The organism is Agitococcus lubricus (assembly GCF_003051055.1).
GTDB lineage: Bacteria > Pseudomonadota > Gammaproteobacteria > Pseudomonadales > Moraxellaceae > Agitococcus > Agitococcus lubricus.
Window position 1 is genome coordinate 467197 of the sequence record NZ_QAON01000001.1, and the last position, 22579, is coordinate 489775.

The following is a 22579-nucleotide window of genomic DNA, read 5'->3' on the forward strand; positions in this document are numbered from 1 at the left end:
TTTTAGGATAAAAAGAAAATCTAAAAAAACCTAACATAGATGGTTATTGAAAAAATAATAGTTGAAAAGCATCACAAATTTTTAATTTGGTAGGTGTTTTATATGAATACAAAAAAAACAGCTATTTATGTATTTTTGTCGGTAAATTAGTACCGATCATCGTCAATGATTAACAGAAAAACTAGGCTTTGGTAACAATAATTGGACAAAATGTACTTTTTTGTGGCACATATAAAATATGTGCAATAATCACATTAAATGCGTTATTTGGATTGATTCTTTTTTTGTTTTGAGAAGAATTGACCAAGAAATTTTGCTGTTATGGAATCAAGGTGCCCGCCATGCCACAGTCATTACCCAGCTTACAAGTCAGTTTATTAAACGATACAGGTGTTTCGGCAACTGACCGTCTGACACAAGATTCACGTCTGAAGTTTACTGGCCTTGTAGAGGGCGGGACGGTGCAATACAGCACCAATGGACAAGTGTGGACAGCGACCGCGCCTGATGCAAAGCAAGGGCTGAACACAGTTTATGTACGTCAAATAGACGCGGTAGGCGACTACTCGGCACACAGCATCATACAGTACACCTTTGATAACATTGCCCCGACAGCCAGTTTAGTGATTAACCTACGTAATGACACGGGGGTTTCGGGCGACCTCGTGACCCGAGAAGGTGCTTTAGTTGTGACCAATGTTGGGTCTGGCAACCGCGTAGAATATAGCAACAACAACCTGACATGGACAACGAGCCAGCCTACGGTGGTCGAAGGCATGAACACCGTCTATATCCGCCAAGTAGATAATGCGGGTAATGGTTCGCCAGTACAAACGTATGACTTTGTGTTTGACAGTAAAGCGATACCACCAATCGTTGCCTTAATCCATGACACAGGCAGTTCAGCGAGCGACCGCGTGACGAATGATGCCCGTTTAAGCGTCACAGGCACAGAATCTGGCGCCACGATTCAATACAGCAAAGACGGCGTGACATGGGGCACAACCGCACCGACAGCAACCGAAGGCTTGAATGTTGTCTATGTGCGTCAGCTTGACGTGACAGGCAACACCTCCTCTGCCAACAAATTCAGTTTTTACTTTGACAGCAGCGCCCCGCAGGCGTTGAGCGTCAGCTTACTCAATGATGATGGTATTTCAAACACAGACAGCATCACCACCGACGCCCGTTTAAGACTCACAGGCACCGAGAGTGGGGCTAAAGTGCAATACAGCGCCAATGGCCAAGACTGGCAAGACAGCGCCCCTGTTGCAGTGGAAGGCGCAAACACCGTCTATGTACGTCAGACAGATGTCGCTGGGAATATCTCGCCCGTTGCCTCTATTAATTTTACCTTGGGTGCAGTGACCCCACCACCGCCACCTCCACCCGTGATTCCGCCAGCAGACTTAGTGATAGGTTTAGTACGAGACACTGGCGTTGCGGGTGACCTATTAACCCGTGATGGCAGTATCGCCGTCAGCAATGTTGGCCAAGGTAACCGACTAGAATACAGCAGCAACGGCACAGACTGGTCAGTCAATAAACCTGCGCTGGTTGAAGGCAGCAACACGGTGTATGTACGCCAAGTGAACAGTGCGGGCAATGCGTCGACAGGTCAAAGTATGAGCTTTGTCTTAGATAGAACAGTCTCTGCACCCATCGTCAGCTTATTAGAAGATACAGGCTCCTCAGCGAGCGATAGACGGACATCAAAAGGCCAGTTAGTCGTATCGGGTGTAGAAGCAGATGCGACGGTACAGTACAGTGTGAACGGTACGACATGGAGCACCACACAACCTGTGGCGGTTGAAGGATTGAATCGCGTATTAGTCCGTCAAGTAGACAAAGCGGGGAATACAAGCCAACACGTTGTGTTTCAGTTTACGTTAGATACCACGGCACCTGATGTGGCGTTGAACCTGAGTTTACGAAATGACACGGGGGTCGACGGCGACCTGATTAGTCGCAGTGGCGCTGTTTTGGTCAGAGGAGCGACAGCAGGGAATCGGATTGAATACAGTGCGGATGGTATGGATTGGAGCATCAAACAACCGACCGCGCAAGAGGGAGCGAATACGGTTTGGGTGAGATTGGTCGATGTGGCGGGCAATGCCTCGTCGGGTCAGAAGCTAGACTTTATCATTGACACCAAAGCGGCAGTGCCTGAAGCGAAGTTGCTCAATGACAGTGGTGTCTTGGCAACGGACTTATTGACCAATGATGACCGTTTGTTAGTGAGTGGTTTAGAGTTGGGAGCTAAGGCGCAATACAGTACGAACAATAAAGACTGGAGTGATACGCCTGCTGTCAGTAGAGAGGGGTTAAATATTGTCTATGTACGTCAGATGGACATTGCGGGCAATATCTCCTCGGTAAAGAAGCTCAGTTATGTGTATGACAGTCAAATTAGTGCTTTGCAATTAGCGCTTGTTGAAGACACAGGCTTGAGTAGCAGTGACCAAATTACCCGTCGCCCGATGGTGAGTGTGAGTGGCTTAGAGTCGGGAGCGAGTTGGCAGTATCAGGTCGATGGAGCAGGTAGTTGGATAACGGGCACAGGCAGCAGTTTTAACTTGGTCAGTGGTAGTCACCGCTATGTGGTACGTCACACCGACAAAGCGGGGAATGTAGTAGAAAGCAGTTTAACAGCGACCTTGGATACAACGGTTGATGCGGTACAGGTTGTTTTAACGGAAGACACGGGGATATCTGCGACGGATGGTATTAGCCAAGTAACGGAGTTAACGGTATCGAATATCGAAGACGGTGCGTTAGTAGAATACAGCACTGATGGCACGACATGGAGTCGCACTGCGCCAACGGCACAAGAGGGCAGTAATACCGTTTGGGTACGTCAGACGGACAAGGCGGGCAATGTGTCTGCGGCACAACAACTACAGTTTGTCAAAGATACGCAGATACAAACCCCGAGCTTGAGCTTTACCGATACAGGCGCGAGTGACAGTGATGGCATTACGCGAGAACCCACCGTGACGGTGAATGGTTTAGAAGCAGGGGCGAGTTGGCAGTATCAGGTTGACGGTGGTGTATGGCAAGATGGGGTTGGTAATAGCTTTAACTTAGTTGATGGTGTCCATAGTTATATCGTTCGTCAAACGGATAAAGCAGGCAATGTCGCTACCAGTGCAGTGCTCAATGTAGAGTTTGTCGAAAATCCCGACATTATTAGTAGCATGATTATTGATAGCACGGGTCAAGCGATTGACGGGGGTTTTACTTCGGATACCAACGCCGTCTTACGTTTAACGGGTGAAGCGACTGACCAATGGCAGTATCGTTATTACAATGACCCGAATAAAGAAATATATAGTTTTTCGGGCAGCAGTGATGTGGTGCTTGGCGAAGGTACGCACAATGTACAAATTCAACGTATCGACATTGCAGGCCATGTGGTCTCAACCTCAGCACGAGTGATTGTTGACAACAGTGCCGCCACACCCACCATGACGTTAATTGAAGATACAGAGACCTTAGCAGACGGTATTACCACCAATCCTTTAGTAAAAATTGGTGACGTAGAAAAAATGGCGGTATGGGAAGTCAAAGTAGACGATTCTCCCTACTGGAATACATGGCCAGTTAGCCCAGATACACCAAATCAATTCAAGTTATTAGTCGGTACACATACCTACTATATTCGTCAAACTGATAAGTCAGGTAATGTCTCAGAAATAGGTGAATATACCTTTACCTATCAATCGGCAGTGCCTGAACCAACATTTATCTTGGATGATACGGGCGCTAATGCCTATGATTTAGTGACTAATAATCAAGTTGTACAAATTGGTAACTTATTACCTGACGCTATTTGGCAATATCAAATTGATAATGGCGAATGGATAACGGGCACAGGCACAAGTTTTACTATGTTGGCCGATGGTCAAGGCCATGATTATGCCATTCGTCAGCAATCGGGTGGTAAGTGGAGCGAGCCACAAACCTTATTACAGGTACGCGTTGATAATTCAACACCAAATAATAGCTTTAGTATTGATTTAGCCAGTGACAGCGGTATCTCCAGCAGCGATGGCATTACCAATCAGTCAACAGTAGTCTTTAATAACTTAGAGACAGGTGCACGTTTAGAATATCGTATTGATGGTGGTAGTTGGCAAGGTGTTGAAATTAGCAATAGCTCGATGAGTCTATTCGTGTTGGATGTTGGTACGCATGATTATGACTTTAGACAAACCGATGCCGCAGGCAATAGCTCAGGTCTGATTAGTCGTAGTTATACCTACATCAATACCGATGTTGCTGCACCCAGTTTAAGTATTGCTAACGATACAGGGCAGACAAGTGCGGATGCACTGACTAAAGATAGCACCATCAATGTTGCACTGTCTGTCGTTGGTGAGGGCGTTTATTGGCAATATGAAATTGATGGTAATGGTACTTGGCTAGACGGTGTTGGCAGTAGTTTTAATGCACAGGCTGGTTTGCATAGCTATAAAGTTCGTCAGTTAGATGCAGCAGGCAATATCTCGCCTGCAAGTGAGCCGTTAACTGTGCAGTTAGATACCACTGCACCCACATTTAGCACAGGTTTAAGTGCGCGGGTAACGGATGCCGATAGTGAACGCTCGCAACTGATTAGTACCAATCAGGTGTTGTATACCGCCAGTGCCAGTGACGCAAATGGTGTTAGCTTAAGTATGGTAGAAAACGATATTTTTACCTTTAATGAGCAAACAGGCGCGCTAAGTTTTAAAAATGCCGTAGGTTATCAACTCAATGCCAGCAATGCCTACAGTGCTGTATTAGTCGCTACCGACAATGCAGGTAATCAGACACAACAAACCGTGACCATTCACGTTGACCGTACCAATACTGCCACACCAGAAATTAATCTCAATGAGATTAAAAAAGGTTCTGTGACACTCAATGGGACGTTTAAATTATCTAAAGTCTTAGCAGATGGCTCCATGCTGGCGATGACAGATAATGGTGTGGGGCTGTCTAAAGTGTTTAACCGTTATTTGGCAGACGGTAGTTTAGACCAGAGCTTTAATAGCATTCAAATAGCAGGAACAAATGCCAAAGGTAATGTCGATATTCAAGATTTTGAACTAGATAGCCAAGGTGGTATCTATATTTTTACCATTGGTGCGGCAACCAGTGCTTTTGAATATGTTGCGCGTAAATTTAATAGTAATGGTTTGGCAAATTCTACGTGGGGGACAAACGGTGCAATCACGACGACGATTGCTACAGGTGTAACCGATAGAAATGAGGGGACGATTTTAAGCGATGGTTCGGTTTTGGTGGCTAGAGCCTCAGTGAGTACAGGGTCAACACCCAATGCCACGATGTTTATCAAGTTTAATGCTAATGGTCAGGTAACAACCAACGAGTTAAGATTAACACCGCTAACAGCAAATACCACTCAAGACTCCAGTTGGAAAGTCATTGCAGGCTCAAATGCACAATCGGCTTATGTGGCAGTCACACGTAATAGTGGTGATAATCTGACCATTGCCAAATATAATGTCACAAACAACACTTTAGATACTAGCTTTGGCACGAGTGGTAAACTAACCTTAATTAATAGTGCTATCACACCCGATTATATGGAGTTAGATAGTCAAGGGCGTTTATTAGTAAGCTATTTTAATAGCTCAGACTCTAAATTATATATCCACCGTTTATTAAGTGATGGTACAGCAGATAGCACGTTTGGTACATCAGGCGTGTTTTCTGTGGCCTCAACCAATAGCTCTGTTGTCAATAGAGCGATTGATTTAGATACCGACAATTCGATGTATGTGTTAGCTGCAAACAAACTCATGCACGTTTTGGCTAATGGGACACTAGACCCTAATTTTGGTACGGCAGGTCAAGTCACGATTGCCGATATTCAAAATACAGGGGCATATGCCATCAATCGTGTAGGCAACAGTATTGAAATTGTCGCTCCCAGTTTAGATGCGCTTAATAATAATCAAGTCAGCCAAATTATTGGCAAATATAGCTTAACAGGGCAACCAGTCACTACGTTTGGAGATGTTGCCCTCACCTTGACCGAAGGTAACCGTCCCATTGGTTTACTCACTACGCAAGCAACGATTATTGATGCCGATGCAGCGAATAGTCACTATAACGGTGTTTCTATTAGTATTGAGCGTCAAGGGGGAGCAAATTCCACAGACGTGTTTAGTAGTCGGGGCAAACTCAGTTTTAGCTATGGCAAAATTGTATGGGATGGGCTGGAAGTTGGTAGCGTCACTAACGAAAATGGCCGTTTAGAACTCACTTTTAATAGTGCGGCTACTCACACGATTGTTGATGGCGTGGCGCGTGCCATTACGTATACCAATAGTAGTCAACAACCTACGGCTAAAGTCAAATTATTATGGACAATCAATGACCACGACGTGACTGGCGAACGTAGTGCAAGTGCTGTACAAACGATTAATATGTTAAATGATAATCGTGATGCAGGTGACCCCCAAATTATTCAGACCAATAATAGTACCACCTTAACTTTTAATAATTTTATTAATGTTAATGGTAAATATTATTATATGGCTGAAGTAGCTAATCATAATATTCTAGATAGCTTTTTTAACAATAATCAAGATACAACCATTAGCGCACGTAGTTATACACAAGCGAATGGCATGGTGTTTAAGTTACTAAGTGCTACAGAAATTACCGCGTTAATTACGAATCCAACGGTAACAGCCAATAGTACATGGTTAACGCAGCTATTTCAGAGTAGTGGTAGTAAGCGTGGGGTGTGGGCAGCAGACTTAGGCACGGCAGCAAACCAACACTTGGCGTTAACCACCGTAAATGGCACATTCCAAAATACAACTGACACCAGCCCTTTTAGCGGCCCACGTTTTGGCCTAATTGAAGTGAGTCCAGCAACGATTCAAGATGATATTAATTTACAGCCACAAGTCCAGCTTGCTAAAGATGACGGCTATAGTGCCACAGATTTTATTACCACAAATGGCTTGTTAAATATTATAGGTTTGGAAGGCTCAGTCGCTTTTCGCTATAGTACCAATGCAGGCCAAACATGGGTCAATCAAGCCGCAGGTTCGCCACTGACGATTAACTTGGCTCAAGGCACTTATTTACAAGGTAGTATTATCGTTGAGCAAACCGATTTAAGCGGTTTTGTCAGCCAAATTGTCAATAATAACGCTTATAAAATTGATGCAAGTCCTGAAGCCTTAAATTTATACAACGACCAAGGCTTGAGTAAAACAGACTTAATCTCTGCCGATGGACGAGTAGTCCTGAGTGAATTTGATACATCACGTCCCTATGAGTACAGTGTCAATGGCGGTGCAACATGGCAAACAGGTGGCATGCTTAATGGTACAGATTATGGCTTTAATTTGGCTACAGGTAGTTATGCCGTGGGGCAGGTATTAGCACGACAAACCGATGCGAATAACTTTACCGCCTACGCTAAAAATGTAGTTGCCTATACTATCAGTCCAACCGTTGCACAAGGTGTGATTAGTTTGACTGTAGATAACGGTGCCAGTTCCAGCGACCGTATTTCTTCGGAAGCTAATTTTACTGTGACAGGTTTGGACGCAAGTTTGGCATGGCAATACAGTGTGAATGGTGGAGCAACTTGGCAGACAGGCACCAGCAGTTTTGGCAAAAATAGTTTTGATGCCCCTGAAGGCTCTTACGCGGCAGGTCAAATCCGCGTGCGTCAAACTGACAGCAAAGGGTTTGAACTGAGTCTGCAAACGGATAACACCTATAGAATTGATAAAACGGTTAAAAGTCTGGCCTTATTTAATGACCAAGGTCTGAATTCTAAAGATTTTGTCACTGCCGATGGACGGGTAGTGGTGACGGGTTTTGATACCACAAGACCTTATGAGTACAGCATTAATGGCGGTAGCCAATGGCAAACAGGCGGAATGCTTAATGCCACCACCTATGGTTTTAACTTGGCCAATGGTAGCTATAGCACCAATCAAATCCAAGTGCGTCAAACCGATGCGAATAACTTTGTGACTACCGTTGCCAATGATGTGACTTACACGATTAGTCCAACCCAACAACAAGGTGTTATTGCCCTCGCGCTTGACGATGGTTACAGTGCGACTGACCGTGTGACCTCAAAAGGTACGTTTACCGTCACTGGTTTAGCGACAGGCGCATCATGGGAATTTAGTACCAATGGCGGTAGTACGTGGACAACCCGAACCGATGTTGAAGCACAAAACAGCTTTGAGGTTGCCGAAGGCTCGTATGCCGTAGGTCAAATTCGGGTACGTCAAACCGACAGCAAAGGCTTTAGTATCAATCTACAAAGTAGTCAAGGCTATCGTATTGATAAAACGCCTAAAAATATCGCCTTATTTAATGACCAAGGCTTAAGTAACACTGACTCGGTCACCGCAGATGGTCGAGTAGTAGTGACTGGCTTAGATACCAGTCGAACCTACGAATATACCCTAAATGGTGGTACAACATGGCAAACAGGCGGCACACTCAGTGCCAACACCTATGGTTTTAGCTTAGCCAACGGCACATATGGCAAAGACCAAGTGGGTATTCGTCAAACCGATGCCAATGGTTTTATCACCTACGCCTATAACACCGCTGATTACACGATTAGCTCTACACTCAAACAAGGTGCAATTAGCTTAAATGCCGATACAGGCACGAGTTTTAGTGATGGGTTAACCAACGATGCGAAGTTTAATGTTACAGGTTTAGACCCCACACAGCCTTGGCAATACAGTCTCAATAGTGGCTCAACGTGGTTAACAGGCACAACGGTGGGCGGGCGTGCCGCCTTTGATGTGCCTGAAGGTTCGTATGCCGCAGGCCAAATTCGTGTGCAGCAAACTGACAGTAAAGGCTTTGCTATTAATTTCCAAACTAGCGCAGCAACACAGGTTGATAAGACGATTGCAACGGCTAGTATCAGTTTGGTAAATGACAGTGGCTTCAGTAATACCGACTTGTTAACCGCCGATGGTCGGGTAATGATGAGTATTACAGGCAGCTTAAACACTGGCGATACATGGCAATACTCTTTAGACGCAGGCAAAACATGGACACAAGGCACAGGCACTAGCCAAACCATTACCTTAGCCAATGGTAGCTATAATGCCCAACAAATTCGTGTACAAGTCTTTGATCAAGCAGGTAACAGCTCCACGGCCAGCTTTGATAAACGTGTTGTTGTCGATAATACCGATACAACAGCGCCCGTCTTTACCAATCTGAGCAGTCGTGCATTTACCGACCAAGATGGCACAGCCAGTGGACAAAAGATTGCAGCAGGTACTGTAGCCATGACGCTACAAACCACAGATGCGAATACGGTTTACTATAGTTTAAGTGGTGCTGCCGCTAATTTGTTTAATCTTAATCAAGCAACAGGGCAAATTAGCTTCAAAAACGATATGAACTTAATCAGTTCATCAGGTGATAACTATGCCCTCACCGTCACTGCCAAAGACGCATTCAATAACACAAGCACTCAAAATATCACTATTAGAATCACAGATGGCTTTAAGCTAATTGATAAGTCGGTTAGCAATAAAGATGTGGTAATTGATGCTGCGCAAGACTTGATACTAACCTTTAACCAAAATGTTGCCTTAAATCCATCTGGCAGAGTCATTATGTATGAACCCTTTGCAGGGGGACGCATTTTGGATATCAATGACCCTGACCAAATAAAAGTGATTGGTAATCAAGTCATTATTCAAACCGATAGATTGTCTTTACAAGGCGCACACCGTGTTGTGGTGGCATTTGGTGGTATCACTTCTGCCGATACAGGCGAAAAATGGAGTAATACGTGGGCAGATGCCTTAGGCTTTACACTATCCAAAGAATTAAACTATGCAAATGGCGTTCTCAGCCCTAAAGATAGTTTTAAAGTCACCAGTATTGACGGCACCAATGGCGGTAATGGTACGGTGGCTGTATTAGGGGATGTGAATGGTGACGGTATTAGCGATTGGGCGGTATCTTATGCCGATGGCGACAGTCTTGGCCGTACCGATAACGGTAAAGTCTACGTCGTTTATGGCCGTACCGATGGTGTTGTGCCTAATTTAAGCAATATAGCCAATGGACAAGGCGGTTATTTAATTTCAGGACGTGCAAGTAATGACCTTGCTGGGACGAATGTTTCTGCGGCAGGCGATGTGAATGGCGATGGCTTACAAGATATTCTCATTCATGCCAAAGGTGCAAACAACAATTTAGGTAAGGGCTATGTGGTTTATGGTCGTAGCAGTGCCAGCAATTTAGACCTTGCGACACTGGAGTCCAACACCGTCTTAGGTCGAGTGTATAACAATAATGTGCTAACTTCGATTGATGCGATTGGTGACGTCAATGGTGATGGTTTTGATGATATTGCCCACAGCCGTCATGACTTTACCTATACCAAAACATGGCAAGAAGTGAAGAAAACAGTCAGTACCTATCAAGTTAAATCGAGCTTTACGATTATTGACCCTTCACAGCCTGCCGAAGATAAAAAAGGTAGTTTTTTTGATTTTGATGAAGATAGCATGTTTGATGCAGGCGAAAAAATTGGCGGGTTTATTTCTGACCCATGGGAAGCAGGTATCGAATTAGGTATTGAGTCTTTAGCAGATAACTTTCCTCCACCAGGTAGTGATACAGGCGGCGGCGGAGGTAGTGGTGGTGGTGTGAATACCAACAGCTTTCAATATCAAATGTCCAAACAAGTTGAGCATATTGTCAATCAAGTTAAGTCCTTGTCTGGACAGGAGTTAATTGGTTACAGTCATACCAGTGAAAAAGTGGGTGGTACAACGACCTATTACCTCACCTTTAATATTCAAAGAACGGATACTCAGACTATCGATAACACTTTAACGCATACCGCAGGTGGTGTAGTGGATATAGAACTGAGTAATAATGCGGGGACACGGACTATTATTGGTGACCCATACCAATTGTTAGGCATCCAGACCGCGGCTTTAGGCGATATTAATGGTGATGGTTATGCCGACTATGCCATGTTGGGTGATTCTAAAGCGGCAAACATTAAAACGCGTATTGATGTCATGTTAGGCACTAGTAAACTCAATGCCAAAACTGACCAAATATTGACGAAGGATATTGATGCAAGCCCCCAACAAGGCTTTAAAATTGTCGATAGTACACGTTCCTCCGAATACGTTGGTGTGGGTAATGTGACGGGTTTAGGTGACATTAACGGTGATGGTTTTAGTGACTTTGCCCTAACTTTTGACTCGGTATATGCCGCCACCTATGTGGTCTACGGCAAAAACCTGATGAACAGTGTTGATATAGCACAAATTGCCATAGGCAATGGTGGTTTTGTCTTACGTGGTGAATCACGCCGCTCTAACGCCCGTGTTGACGCTATTGGCGACTTTAACGGTGACGGTTTAGACGATTTTGCTTACTACGAGTCAAACAACAGTAATGGCTTTAGCGACCGCCTATCAATTGTTTATGGCTTTAGAGGCAGTTTTAATCCTGATGACCGAGGCTTATTGTTTGGCTCTAAAGGCTTTACCGTGGAAACTGTCTACGGCGGTAGCGAACAATTTGCGCAAGTGGATACCGTTTCCACAGGTGATGTCAATGGTGACGGCCTAAATGACATGTTAATTCGTGCTAAAAATGGCGATACCTTATTATTAATGGGGTCAGGTAAGAGTGGTAAATATTCCCAATCTTTTGTCGACCAAATTGGCACAACAGGCAATGATACGCTTACTTCTACAGGTAAAGAGTTAATTGTTGCAGGCTTAGGTAACGATACCATTACAGCAAACGGCGCAGATGTGATTTTGGCTGGTGCAGGTAATGACCGTGTGATTATCAACAGTACAACACTGACAGCCCTACAATCTACCATGGGTAATGGCGGTAATACCGACCAATTGGCTCGGGTTGATGGGGGGGCAGGTTTTGACGTATTGGAAGTGCGCGGTAATATCAGCTTAGATTTTAGTCGTATTAGTAATAAAGCCATCGACCAAAATGGCATTCGTGAGCGTATTGATGGTTTTGAGAAAATTGACTTGGCGACTGATAGCAGTGCAAACAATATCAAATTATTATTAGCCGATGTGTTAGATATAGCAGATAGTAATGTTATTAACACAACGAATGGTTGGAGTAATGTGACAGGCTCAAGCCTATCGAGTTTGGTGGCTAAACATCAATTGGTGATTGCAGGGACAAATGCCGATACTGCAACCATTACAGGCAGTGAGTGGACAAATACAGGCACAACCGTCCGTGATAGCAGTGGTGAAATATACAATGTCTATGATGCAAAAGATGCGGCTGCTCAGTTGTTGATTGATAAGGATATGATTGTCTCGGTGCTATAATCATCTTAATGAGCAATACCAACGCATGTGTTGGTATTGCTTAATATCTAAATGAATGCAGTATTTGCTAGCTTCTGTTGTCCATACGCAACATGTCAGTAGCCCCTAGATTGAACCCTTAGCCAAAAAACACAATACTTGCTTTAGTCTTCACTCAATCTTCACAATGTATTCACCACCTATCCACAACGTCTTCAAGTCATCTTTATAAACTCAGGCAAGCTAAGTCTTAACAGGGAGCTTGTCATGTTTGCGCGTCTCAATTATCGCTACACCATCATCCGTGATGTGATGGTGGTTTATGTTTTTTTAATGTTGGTTTTAATATCTTGTGCCGCTTGGGTTCATGCCGATGATTCCGAAGCCGTTCAAACAGAAAGCCCTTATTTTTTTATTAAGAGTAACGACCCTTCAACCGATAAATTACCCCTAAAATCAACCAACGTTGATGTGCATATTGTTGGCATGATTGCCGATGTCACCATTAAACAGGTGTATCGTAACGAAGGCAAACGCACCATTGAAGCCCGTTATGTGTTTCCCAGTTCAAGCCAATCAGCCGTTTATGCAATGGTGGTACGTTTGCAAGACAGGGTCATTCATGCGCGTATCCGTGAAAAACAACAAGCTAAACAAGCATATGAAACGGCTAAAGCCGAAGGAAAAACAGCGGCATTATTAGAACAACAGCGTCCAAATGTCTTTGAGATGAATGTCGCTAATATTTTGCCTAATGATGAAGTTGTCGTTGAGTTACGTTATACCGAATTGTTAAGCCCTCGTGATATGTTGTATAGCTTTGTTTTTCCAACCGTGGTTGGCCCGCGTTATAACAGTCCACAAAGCCCAGCGGCTGCCGAAAAATGGGTAAAAAATCCCACCTTGCCAAAAGGCATTGCCTCAGAAAGTCGCTTTAATATTAAAGTGACCATGGATAGTCCTATTCCTGTACAAATGGTGTCATCACCCTCGCATTCTTTACGCAGTGAGGGTCTGGGCAGCAAACACGTTGATGTGATGTTGGGTGATAATCAAATCGCTAATAATAGAGATTTTGTGTTGCGCTATCGTTTGGCAGGTGAAAAGATTCAGTCAGGATTGTTGTTATACCGTGGCAAGGATGAAAACTTTTTTTTAGGCATGGTAGAGCCGCCAAAACAAGTCGCTACTGCCCAAATTCAGCCCCGTGATTATATTTTTGTTGTTGATGTCTCGGGGTCAATGCAAGGTCATCCACTGGATATTACCAAACAATTATTACGCAACCTAATTGGCGGATTACGTTCAACAGATACCTTCAATGTGATGTTGTTTTCGGGCAATAGCTCAATGTTAGCGCCACAATCTTTACCTGCTACTGCAAGCAATATTCAACAAGCCATAGATACTATTGATCAACAGCAGGGTGGCGGTAGCACCGAAATTGTGCCTGCTTTGCGTAAAATCACCGAATTACCCAAATCGCCTGATGTGTCACGTAGTGTGATTGTGGTGACGGATGGTTATGTAACAGTTGAAGATGAAGTATTTAAATTAATTCGTCAGCAATTACATCAAGCCAATGTCTTTGCCTTTGGTATTGGTAGCAGTGTTAATCGGGTGTTGATTGAAGGTATGGCGCGTGCAGGTCAGGGTGAACCCTTTATTGTCACTAAACCTGAAGAAGCCGACGAACAAGCCGAACATTTACGCAAAATGATTCAAGCCCCTGTATTAACCCAAGTCACCGCTAAGCTCACAGGTGTTGAAGCTTATGATATTCAACCCACCGTGTTAGCTGATGTGTTATCTGGCCGTCCTGTCATTGTCATGGGAAAATGGCGTAGTCGTCGTGATAAAGAGGCTGAAGCAACCTTAGTGGTTACAGGTCGTAGTACTGAGGGTGAATATCAACAACAAGTGTCTGCAAAAAGTGACAATAGCGAAGATAACAGTGCCTTACGTTTATTATGGGCAAGACAAAAAATAGCCGAATTGTCCGATCAAGAAGCCTTAGAAGGTAATGGTTCTTATAAACAAGCGATTACTGATGTGGCGTTAAAGTATGGTTTGTTATCTGCCTACACCAGTTTTGTGGCTGTTGATGAAGTGGTACGCAATGTTAACCCAGAAGATAGCAGCACCGTCACCCAGCCTGTTCCACTACCAGAAGGCGTCAGTAATTTGGCGGTTGGTTCAGGCATTCCTTCAACACCTGAACCCAATATATGGTTGGCTTTAGCCTTAGTCTTCTTGATGTTAGTCATCATGAAAAAGACTTATCGTAGAAAAAATGCTGTTTAATCAAATATTAACAGAGTAACGATGAAGTTCCCCTCTTAGGAGTAATACTGGTCAGTTAAGAAAAATTGGCACTTAAAAACTGCCCTTCGACTCCGCTCAGGGCGCATTTTTGCGTTGACTGAGCAAAGTCGAAGTCAGCAAAAATGGTTTAACTGACAGGCATTACCTCTTAGGAGGGGCTAGGGGTGGGTTAAAACAGACAAGAAAGCACGGTTTTTAGCCTTAACACACCCCTAAATCCCCTCTCGAGAGGGGGGACGGACGCTCGTTCTTATAATCTTTTTGAATCGAAATGATTTACTCAGTCCCCAACAAAGAAGTTCATCATGTTTAATAATCGCCTATCCATAACCGCTTGTTTATGGCTGTGTTTGATTAGTCAATTGCTGGCTTTATGGCCGCAAGGCCAATGGATAGCGGCCAGAATGCAAGATGGTTCTGACCAACCGTTGGGAGTTATTGCCGTGCTGAGTTTGGCTGCGTTACTCATCACTCAGCAATCCGCATGGCAAGCACCAAAAACACGATTTTTGCTGATGGCGGTTGTTTTGCAATTGGCAGCTTGTGGCGCATGGTTAATGTTGCCACCACTGTTGTCTTCTTTATTAGCAGTTTTAGCAATTTCGATGCTAATAGCGGCTTTTTTGCCACAAAATAGCCCTTATTTACCGATTTTTGGCTTGGCAGTGTTAAGTCTACCCTTATTATCATCGTTACAGTTTTATGCAGGCTTTCCATTAAGAGTCATTACTGCTCAATGTAGCGCATGGATTTTACAATTATGGGGTAATCACGTTGAGAGAATAGGGACAAATCTACACATTAATGGCCAATTGGTGATGGTTGATGCCCCTTGTTCGGGCGTACAACTGGCATGGATGGTGTATTTTTTTGCCTGTGTCATCGCCCTATATCGACAAATAGCCGATAAGCATTTTTTGCGTTGTTGGCCGTTATTAGGGGTATTGGTGTTGTTGGGCAATATTATTCGCAATACGTGTTTGGTGGTTTTAGAAACACGGCCACAAGGATTAAGCGATTCGTTGCATCAAAGTATGGGTTTAGTCATTTTGGTCATGGTTTGTAGTGTGGTGGCATGGTTGTTAAGCAAACAGCCGACTCCCGAAAAACAAGAAAAATCAATGGTCTTGGCCAGTCCAGCATGGCTATTCCCTTTGGTCATGCTGTGTATGATGTTGTCGGGTGCGGTGTCTTGGTCAAAACAATCAGCAACAACACAAGCCAAGCCTAAATATATCGAATGGCCACAGCAATGGGATGGCAAGCCCTTACAACCCTTAGCCTTATCGGTGGTAGAAAATCGTTTTGCCGCCAATTTTGCAGGGCATATTGGTCGTTTTAGTGATGGTCAACGACAAATTGTGTTGCGTTATGTCGAGCAACCGACACGAATGCTGCATCCTGCCAGTGATTGTTATAAAGGCTTGGGTTATTACATTCAGCACGAACAATTAGAATATGATGATCAACAACGGGTATGGCGGTGTTTTTATGCGACTAAACAAGGCCAAATAGTCCGAGTCTGTGAACGAATTGTCGATAAACAAGGCAAGGTTTTTACTGATACCTCAAGTTGGTATTGGCAAGCAGAATTAGGCCATAGCCAAGGGGTATGGTGGGCAATAACGACTGCTGAAGGCGTTAATATGGTCGCCAAACAATAAATGCTGCTACACTGCGCGGGTTTTAATCCAGATTGGTCGCTACATGAAAATCATCCTTGCACCCATGGAGGGATTAACCGACGTTCACATGCGCCATATTTTAACGCAAATGGCAGGTCAAACAGGCTTTGATTGGTGTGTGACAGAGTTTATTCGCATTACGCAGCAACTGTTATTACCTAAAGCTTTTTACCATTATTGCCCCGAGTTATTAACAGGTGGCAAAACCGCCAGTGGTACACCTGTCCATATTCAACTATTAGGCAGTGACCCACAACTCTTAGCCGAAAATGCCCAACGCGTCGTGGAATTGGGTGCTCCTGCAATCGACTTAAATTTTGGTTGTCCTGCCAAGTCAGTGAATCAACATCGCGGCGGGGCGGTGTTATTAGAAGAGCCTGATTTAGTCCATCAGATTGTGTTGGCGGTACGCAAGGCTGTGCCTAAACAGATTCCTGTCAGTGCCAAAATGCGTTTGGGTGTCAATGACCGTTCAAAAATGGTGGATAACGCCTTAGCGATTGAGAGTGCAGGGGCTAGTTGGCTAACGATTCATGCCCGTACCAAAGCTGACGGCTATCGCCCTCCCGCCCATTGGCATGAATTAGCTACCATTCGCCAACACGTTAAACTGCCCATGATTGCTAATGGTGATATTGATTCGGTAACGAATGCTCAGCGATGCCAACAACAATCACAATGTACTGATATGATGATTGGCCGAGCCGCAGTAATCCAGCCTTATTTAATTCGCGCCTTGCGCGGTGAATCATCTCAGTTAACGTGGGCAGAGCTGGTCGATTGGCAAAGACAATTTTTACAACACATGCAGCACGCGATACTTAATCCCCTCGGGTTGGATAGTTTACACAAATGGACAGAAGTAGGTGCCGTAGGCCGTTATAAACAATGGTTGGGGATGTTATTGCAAGCATGGCCAGAAGCACAAACGCTCTTTCAGCAAGTTAAAAAAGAGCGGTCTTATAGTGCGTTGTATCGGCTCTTGCAGGCATCAGGCTGCCCAGCGACTTAAACAAAGTATATGGCTGTCATAGACAAAACAGTTAAACGTACCATCTAGTACAAAGAATCATAACTGTAGTAGAATATATGTAATTGTATGTAACAGAACCGAGAGACTAGACAAGTTAAATGGCTATAAGTCTAGGGTAGCTGGCTGAAAAAAGTATAGCCCGCGCCTGTCATTAAACAGTCATCAGACGTTTTGACAGATATAGCGCACTTTTTGGGTGTCGTAAAGGTGCAGTCTCCGTCCAAGTTGTTACAGACAGATTCAGGATATGCCGCCTGTGAGTCAAATGACATTAAACAGTCTGCATAGCCTATGAATATTGAATCCCCGCTTTGAGTGCTAGGAGTTCCCTGCATGTCCCCTGTTGATGCAATGGCGCATAACTGGTCTTTTGCCATTTTTATCTTTGGTATTGTCTTTATCTGTGCCTTTATGTTGGCGATTCCTGTGTGGTTGGGTGGACGTGCAAAAGGCCGTGCCACTAACGAACCATTTGAATCAGGTATTGTGCCAGCAGGCGGTGCGCGTCTGCGTTTCTCTGCCAAATTCTATTTAATCGCCATGTTTTTCGTCATTTTTGATATTGAAGCCCTGTTTTTGTATGCGTGGGCGGTATCGGTACGTGAAAGTGGTTGGGCTGGATTAATTGAAGTTTCTATCTTTATCTTTGTTTTGTTAGCTGGCTTGGTTTATATCTGGAAATTAGGTGCATTAGATTGGACTGCCGAAGCACGTCGCCGTAAAGCTAAACCCAGTAAACAACTCTCCTGAGGCTTAAGCGATGGATTATACCTTAACGCGTATTGACCCAAACAATCCGCAACAGCGTTACCCTGGCACCAAAGAAATTGTCCGTGACCCACTCGAAGAGCATGTGCATAAAAACATTTTTATGGGCAAACTCGAAGACATGCTACACGGTGCCGTCAACTGGGGTCGTAAAAACTCCTTATGGCCGTATAACTTCGGTTTGTCTTGTTGTTATGTCGAAATGGCAACTGCCTTCACCGCACCCCATGACTTAGCCCGTTTTGGTGCCGAAGTGATTCGTGCGTCACCGCGTCAAGCTGACTTAATGGTGGTTGCAGGTACGTGTTTTGTCAAAATGGCACCAGTTGTACAGCGTTTATATGAGCAAATGTTAGAGCCGAAATGGGTCATTTCGATGGGCGCTTGTGCTAACTCGGGTGGTATGTACGATATTTATTCGGTGGTACAAGGTGTCGACAAGTTTTTGCCCGTCGATTTGTATATTCCAGGTTGTCCACCACGTCCTGAAGCCTTTTTACAAGGCTTGATGTTATTGCAAGAGTCTATTGGCAAAGAACGTCGTCCCTTAACGTGGGTAGGCGGAGACCAAGGCGTATATCGTCCTGTCATGCCTGCTGAACGTGATGTCAAACAAGCGGAGCGTATCCAAGTCACCAACTTGCGTACGCCAGATCAAGTTTAATCTATACCTTCATGTCAACCCTCTCCCAAAGGGCGAGGGGGTGTTGGGCTGAAGGCAAAAAATTTAATTTTAGTGATGATTTGATAGATGGCCGAACATACTGCTGATACCCAGTTGCCTGAAGTGGTGCGTGAGTTATACGCCCAATTTGGTGCCGAAACTTTTGTGCTGCAAGCGACTAAAGATGATGTGCCAACCTTATGGGTGGGGCGTGATAAATTAGTCGAAGTCTTGCGTTTTTTACGTCACGTTTCTCGTCCATACAGTATGTTGTATGACTTGAGTGCGATGGACGAGCGTTTGCGTCAACATCGTTATGGTTTGCCTGCGGCTGACTTTAGCGTGTTTTATCATTTACTCTCTATTGAGCGTAATAGTGATGTGCGCATTAAAGTCGCATTATCTGCTGATAGCTTACATGTACCGTCCGTCATTAATATTTGGCCAAATGCCAATTGGTATGAGCGTGAAGTTTGGGACTTATTTGGTATTGAGTTTGATGGCCATCCGCTGTTAGTACGTATTATGTTGCCACGTACATGGACAGGTCATCCTTTACGCAAAGATTATCCAGCACGTGCGACCGAATTTGACCCGTTCATGCTTGATGCCGCCAAACAAGATGCTGAGCAAGAAGCCTTACGTTTTAACCCTGAAGAGTGGGGCATGAAACGTGGCACCAAAGATGAGGACTTTATGTTCCTCAACTTAGGTCCTAACCATCCTTCTGCGCATGGTGCGTTTCGTATCGTCTTGCAATTAGACGGTGAAGAAATCGTTGATTGTGTACCAGATATTGGTTATCACCATCGCGGTGCAGAAAAAATGGCCGAACGCCAGTCATGGCATAGTTTTATTCCTTATACCGACCGTATCGACTACCTCGGTGGGGTAATGAACAACTTGCCCTATGTCTTGGCCGTTGAAAAGTTGGCAGGGATTAAAGTGCCTGCACGCGTACAAACTATTCGCGTGATGATGGCGGAATTTTTCCGTATTACCAGTCATTTATTGTTCTTGGGTACATATATTCAAGACGTTGGTGGTATGACGCCCATCTTCTTTATGTTCACCGACCGTATGAAGGCTTACGATGTTATCGAAGCGATTACGGGTGGTCGTATGCACCCTGCATGGTTCCGTATTGGTGGTGTTGCCCACGATTTACCGCAAGGTTGGGACAGATTGGTGCGTGAATTTGTCGAGTGGTTGCCGAAGCGTTTGGATGAATACGTCAAAGCTGCGATTAAAAACGGTATTTTGCGTGCCCGTACCATTGGCACTGCCCAATACAACAGCGAACAAGCGATTGCATGGGGTGTGACAGGCGCAGGTTTACGTGCCACAGGGATTGATTACGATTTGCGTAAAGCACGTCCATACTCTGGTTATGAAAACTTTGACTTTGAAGTGCCGATTGCCCATAACGGTGATGCCTACGACCGTTGTTTGGTGCGTATCGAAGAAATGCGTCAAAGTATTCGTATTATCAAGCAGTGTTTAGAAAATATGCCTGCGGGTGATTATAAGGCTGACCATCCGTTAACCTGTCCACCACCCAAAGAAAAAACCTTACAACACATTGAAACCTTGATTACCCACTTCTTGAGTGTGTCATGGGGGCCAGTCATGCCCGCAGGTGAAGCCTGCCAATTGATTGAGGCCACTAAAGGTATCAATAGTTATTATTTGACCAGTGATAACGCCACCATGAGTTATCGTACGCGGATTCGTACACCCAGTTTTGCCCATTTACAGCAAATTCCATCGGTCATTAATGGCAGCATGATTCCAGACTTGATTGCTTATTTAGCCAGTATCGACTTTGTCATGGCTGACGTTGACCGTTAAGAGCTGAACTTGCGTATCGTACCCCCCTCAGTCCCTCCTTATTAAGGGGGGATGCCAAAGGCAGGGGGGTATGTAAGTTCTTAGAGAGGCTTGAAAAATGATTATTTGTACTAGTCGCCGTCCCAAATTTACTGACGGTTATGTGATGTCCGAACAAGAGCGTCACGATATTGAACACGCGCTAGAGCATTATGAAGATTCTCGTGCGGCGTCGATTGATGCGCTAAAAATTGTGCAAAAAAAGCATGGTTGGGTACCTGACAGTGCCATTTATGCCATTGCCGATATTATTAAAATCCCTGCTGCCGATGTCGATGGCGTTGCCACGTTTTATAACAAGATTTTCCGTAAACCAGTCGGCAGAAACGTGATTATGGTTTGCGACAGTATCGGTTGTTTTTTAACAGGTTATGAAGATTTAATTGCCGAAATTAAACAGCAATTAAACATCGACTATGGCCAAACCACGCCAGATAACCGTTTTACCTTATTACCGATTTGCTGTTTAGGTAACTGTGACAAAGGGCCAACGTTAATGATTAACGAAGACACCCACGGGCCAGTCAGCATTGAACAAGTTTCTTCTTTATTGGAGCAGTACCAATGACAGTGGTTTCTGCCGACACTCGGCCATTAACATGGCGACTCCAGCATGGCGAGGCCATTACCGATATTAAGACTTACGAGTCTTTAGAAGGTTATGCCGCAGTCCACAAAGCCATTAAACAGATGTCGCCACAAGACGTACAAAAACTGGTCAAAGATGCCAATTTACGCGGACGGGGCGGTGCAGGCTTCCCCACAGGCGTAAAGTGGAGCTTGATTCCGATGGGCGAAGACGCAGGGGTAAAATACCTCGTCTGTAACGCCGATGAAATGGAACCAGGTACCTTCAAAGACCGCTTATTGATGGAAAAGTTACCCCATCAATTAGTGGAAGCGATGATTGTGGCAGGTTATGCCATTCAAGCAACACGCGCTTATATCTTCTTGCGTGGCGAATATATTTTAGCGGCAGACCGCTTAAATGCTGCGATTGAACAAGCCAAAGCCGCAGGTTACTTAGGTAACAATATTTTAGGCTCGGGTTGGAGTATGGATTTATATGTTCATACAGGTGCAGGGCGTTATATTTGTGGTGAAGAAACCGCATTAATTAACTCTTTAGAAGGCCGTCGTGCTAATCCACGCGCCAAACCACCGTTCCCACAAATTGCGGGTGCATGGGGTAAACCCACGATTGTTAACAACGTTGAGACCTTATGTAACATCGCGCCCATCATTATGCGTGGTGCAGACTGGTTTAAAGGTTTGTCTGAAGGCAAAAGCCCCGATGCAGGCACTAAATTATATGGTGTCTCTGGTCGTGCTAAACGTACAGGCGTTTGGGAGTTACCCATTGGCACAACCGCACGTGAATTGTTAGAAGTGCATGCAGGCGGTATGAAAGACGGCCTTAACCTAAAGTGTTGGTTACCAGGTGGGGCATCAACTGACTTTTTAATGCCCGAACATCTCGATTTAGCCATGGATTACGACACCATTATGAAAGCAGGCAGCCGTATGGGGACTGGCTTAATTATGGTGGTTGATGACAAACAAAACATGATTTCGGTATTGCGTAATCTTGAAGAGTTTTTTGCACGAGAGTCTTGTGGTTGGTGTACGCCGTGTCGTGACGGTTTGCCGTGGGGTGTGAAAATCTTACGCGCTTTAGAACGTGGTGAAGGTCGTCCCGAAGATATTGAGCAGTTAAGCAAACTGACGCGTGATTTGTGGATTGGTAAAACCTTCTGCGCCCACGCACCGGGTGCGATGGAACCCTTGATGAGCGCGTTAAAATATTTCCGTTCCGAATTTGAACAAGGCATCGCCAAAGATGCTACGGTAAATGGGTAAACAA

Annotated in this window: 9 protein-coding genes; all 9 read left to right on the forward strand. The window is 44.6% G+C overall.

Annotation, left to right across the window (positions count from 1 at the left end):
* Nucleotides 1–341: 341 nt before the first annotated feature.
* Nucleotides 342–12371 carry an Ig-like domain-containing protein gene (locus tag C8N29_RS02015; RefSeq protein WP_107864346.1) on the forward strand — a complete coding sequence of 4010 codons (12030 nt, stop codon included), beginning with the start codon at nucleotides 342–344 and terminating at the stop codon, nucleotides 12369–12371.
* Nucleotides 12372–12617: 246 nt separating this feature from the next.
* Complete coding sequence (locus C8N29_RS02020) at nucleotides 12618–14654, forward strand: VIT and vWA domain-containing protein (RefSeq protein ID WP_107864347.1); 2037 nt, start codon at nucleotides 12618–12620, stop codon at nucleotides 14652–14654.
* 326 nt (nucleotides 14655–14980) lie between these two features.
* On the forward strand, nucleotides 14981–16339 hold the full coding sequence (gene xrtQ / locus C8N29_RS02025; protein WP_107864348.1) for an exosortase Q: 1359 nt from the start codon (nucleotides 14981–14983) through the stop codon (nucleotides 16337–16339).
* Between the two features lie 43 nt (nucleotides 16340–16382).
* Entirely contained in the window at nucleotides 16383–17372 is a 990-nt protein-coding gene (locus C8N29_RS02030; RefSeq protein ID WP_107864349.1) for a tRNA dihydrouridine synthase, read from the forward strand.
* A gap of 354 nt (nucleotides 17373–17726) precedes the next feature.
* Nucleotides 17727–18143 (forward strand): NADH-quinone oxidoreductase subunit A, encoded by a 417-nt coding sequence (locus C8N29_RS02035; protein ID WP_107864350.1) that lies wholly within the window; start codon nucleotides 17727–17729, stop codon nucleotides 18141–18143.
* 10 nt (nucleotides 18144–18153) lie between these two features.
* Entirely contained in the window at nucleotides 18154–18825 is a 672-nt protein-coding gene (locus tag C8N29_RS02040) for a NuoB/complex I 20 kDa subunit family protein (RefSeq protein ID WP_107864351.1), read from the forward strand.
* An 87-nt stretch (nucleotides 18826–18912) separates the two neighbouring features.
* On the forward strand, nucleotides 18913–20676 hold the full coding sequence (gene nuoC, locus C8N29_RS02045) for an NADH-quinone oxidoreductase subunit C/D (protein WP_107864352.1): 1764 nt from the start codon (nucleotides 18913–18915) through the stop codon (nucleotides 20674–20676).
* A 97-nt stretch (nucleotides 20677–20773) separates the two neighbouring features.
* Complete coding sequence (gene nuoE, locus C8N29_RS02050) at nucleotides 20774–21283, forward strand: NADH-quinone oxidoreductase subunit NuoE (protein WP_107864353.1); 510 nt, start codon at nucleotides 20774–20776, stop codon at nucleotides 21281–21283.
* Nucleotides 21280–22575, forward strand: a complete 1296-nt coding sequence (nuoF, locus tag C8N29_RS02055) for an NADH-quinone oxidoreductase subunit NuoF (RefSeq protein ID WP_107864354.1) — start codon at nucleotides 21280–21282, stop codon at nucleotides 22573–22575. The genes nuoE and nuoF overlap by 4 nt, the downstream gene beginning before the upstream one ends.
* The last annotated feature ends 4 nt before the right edge of the window (nucleotides 22576–22579 follow it).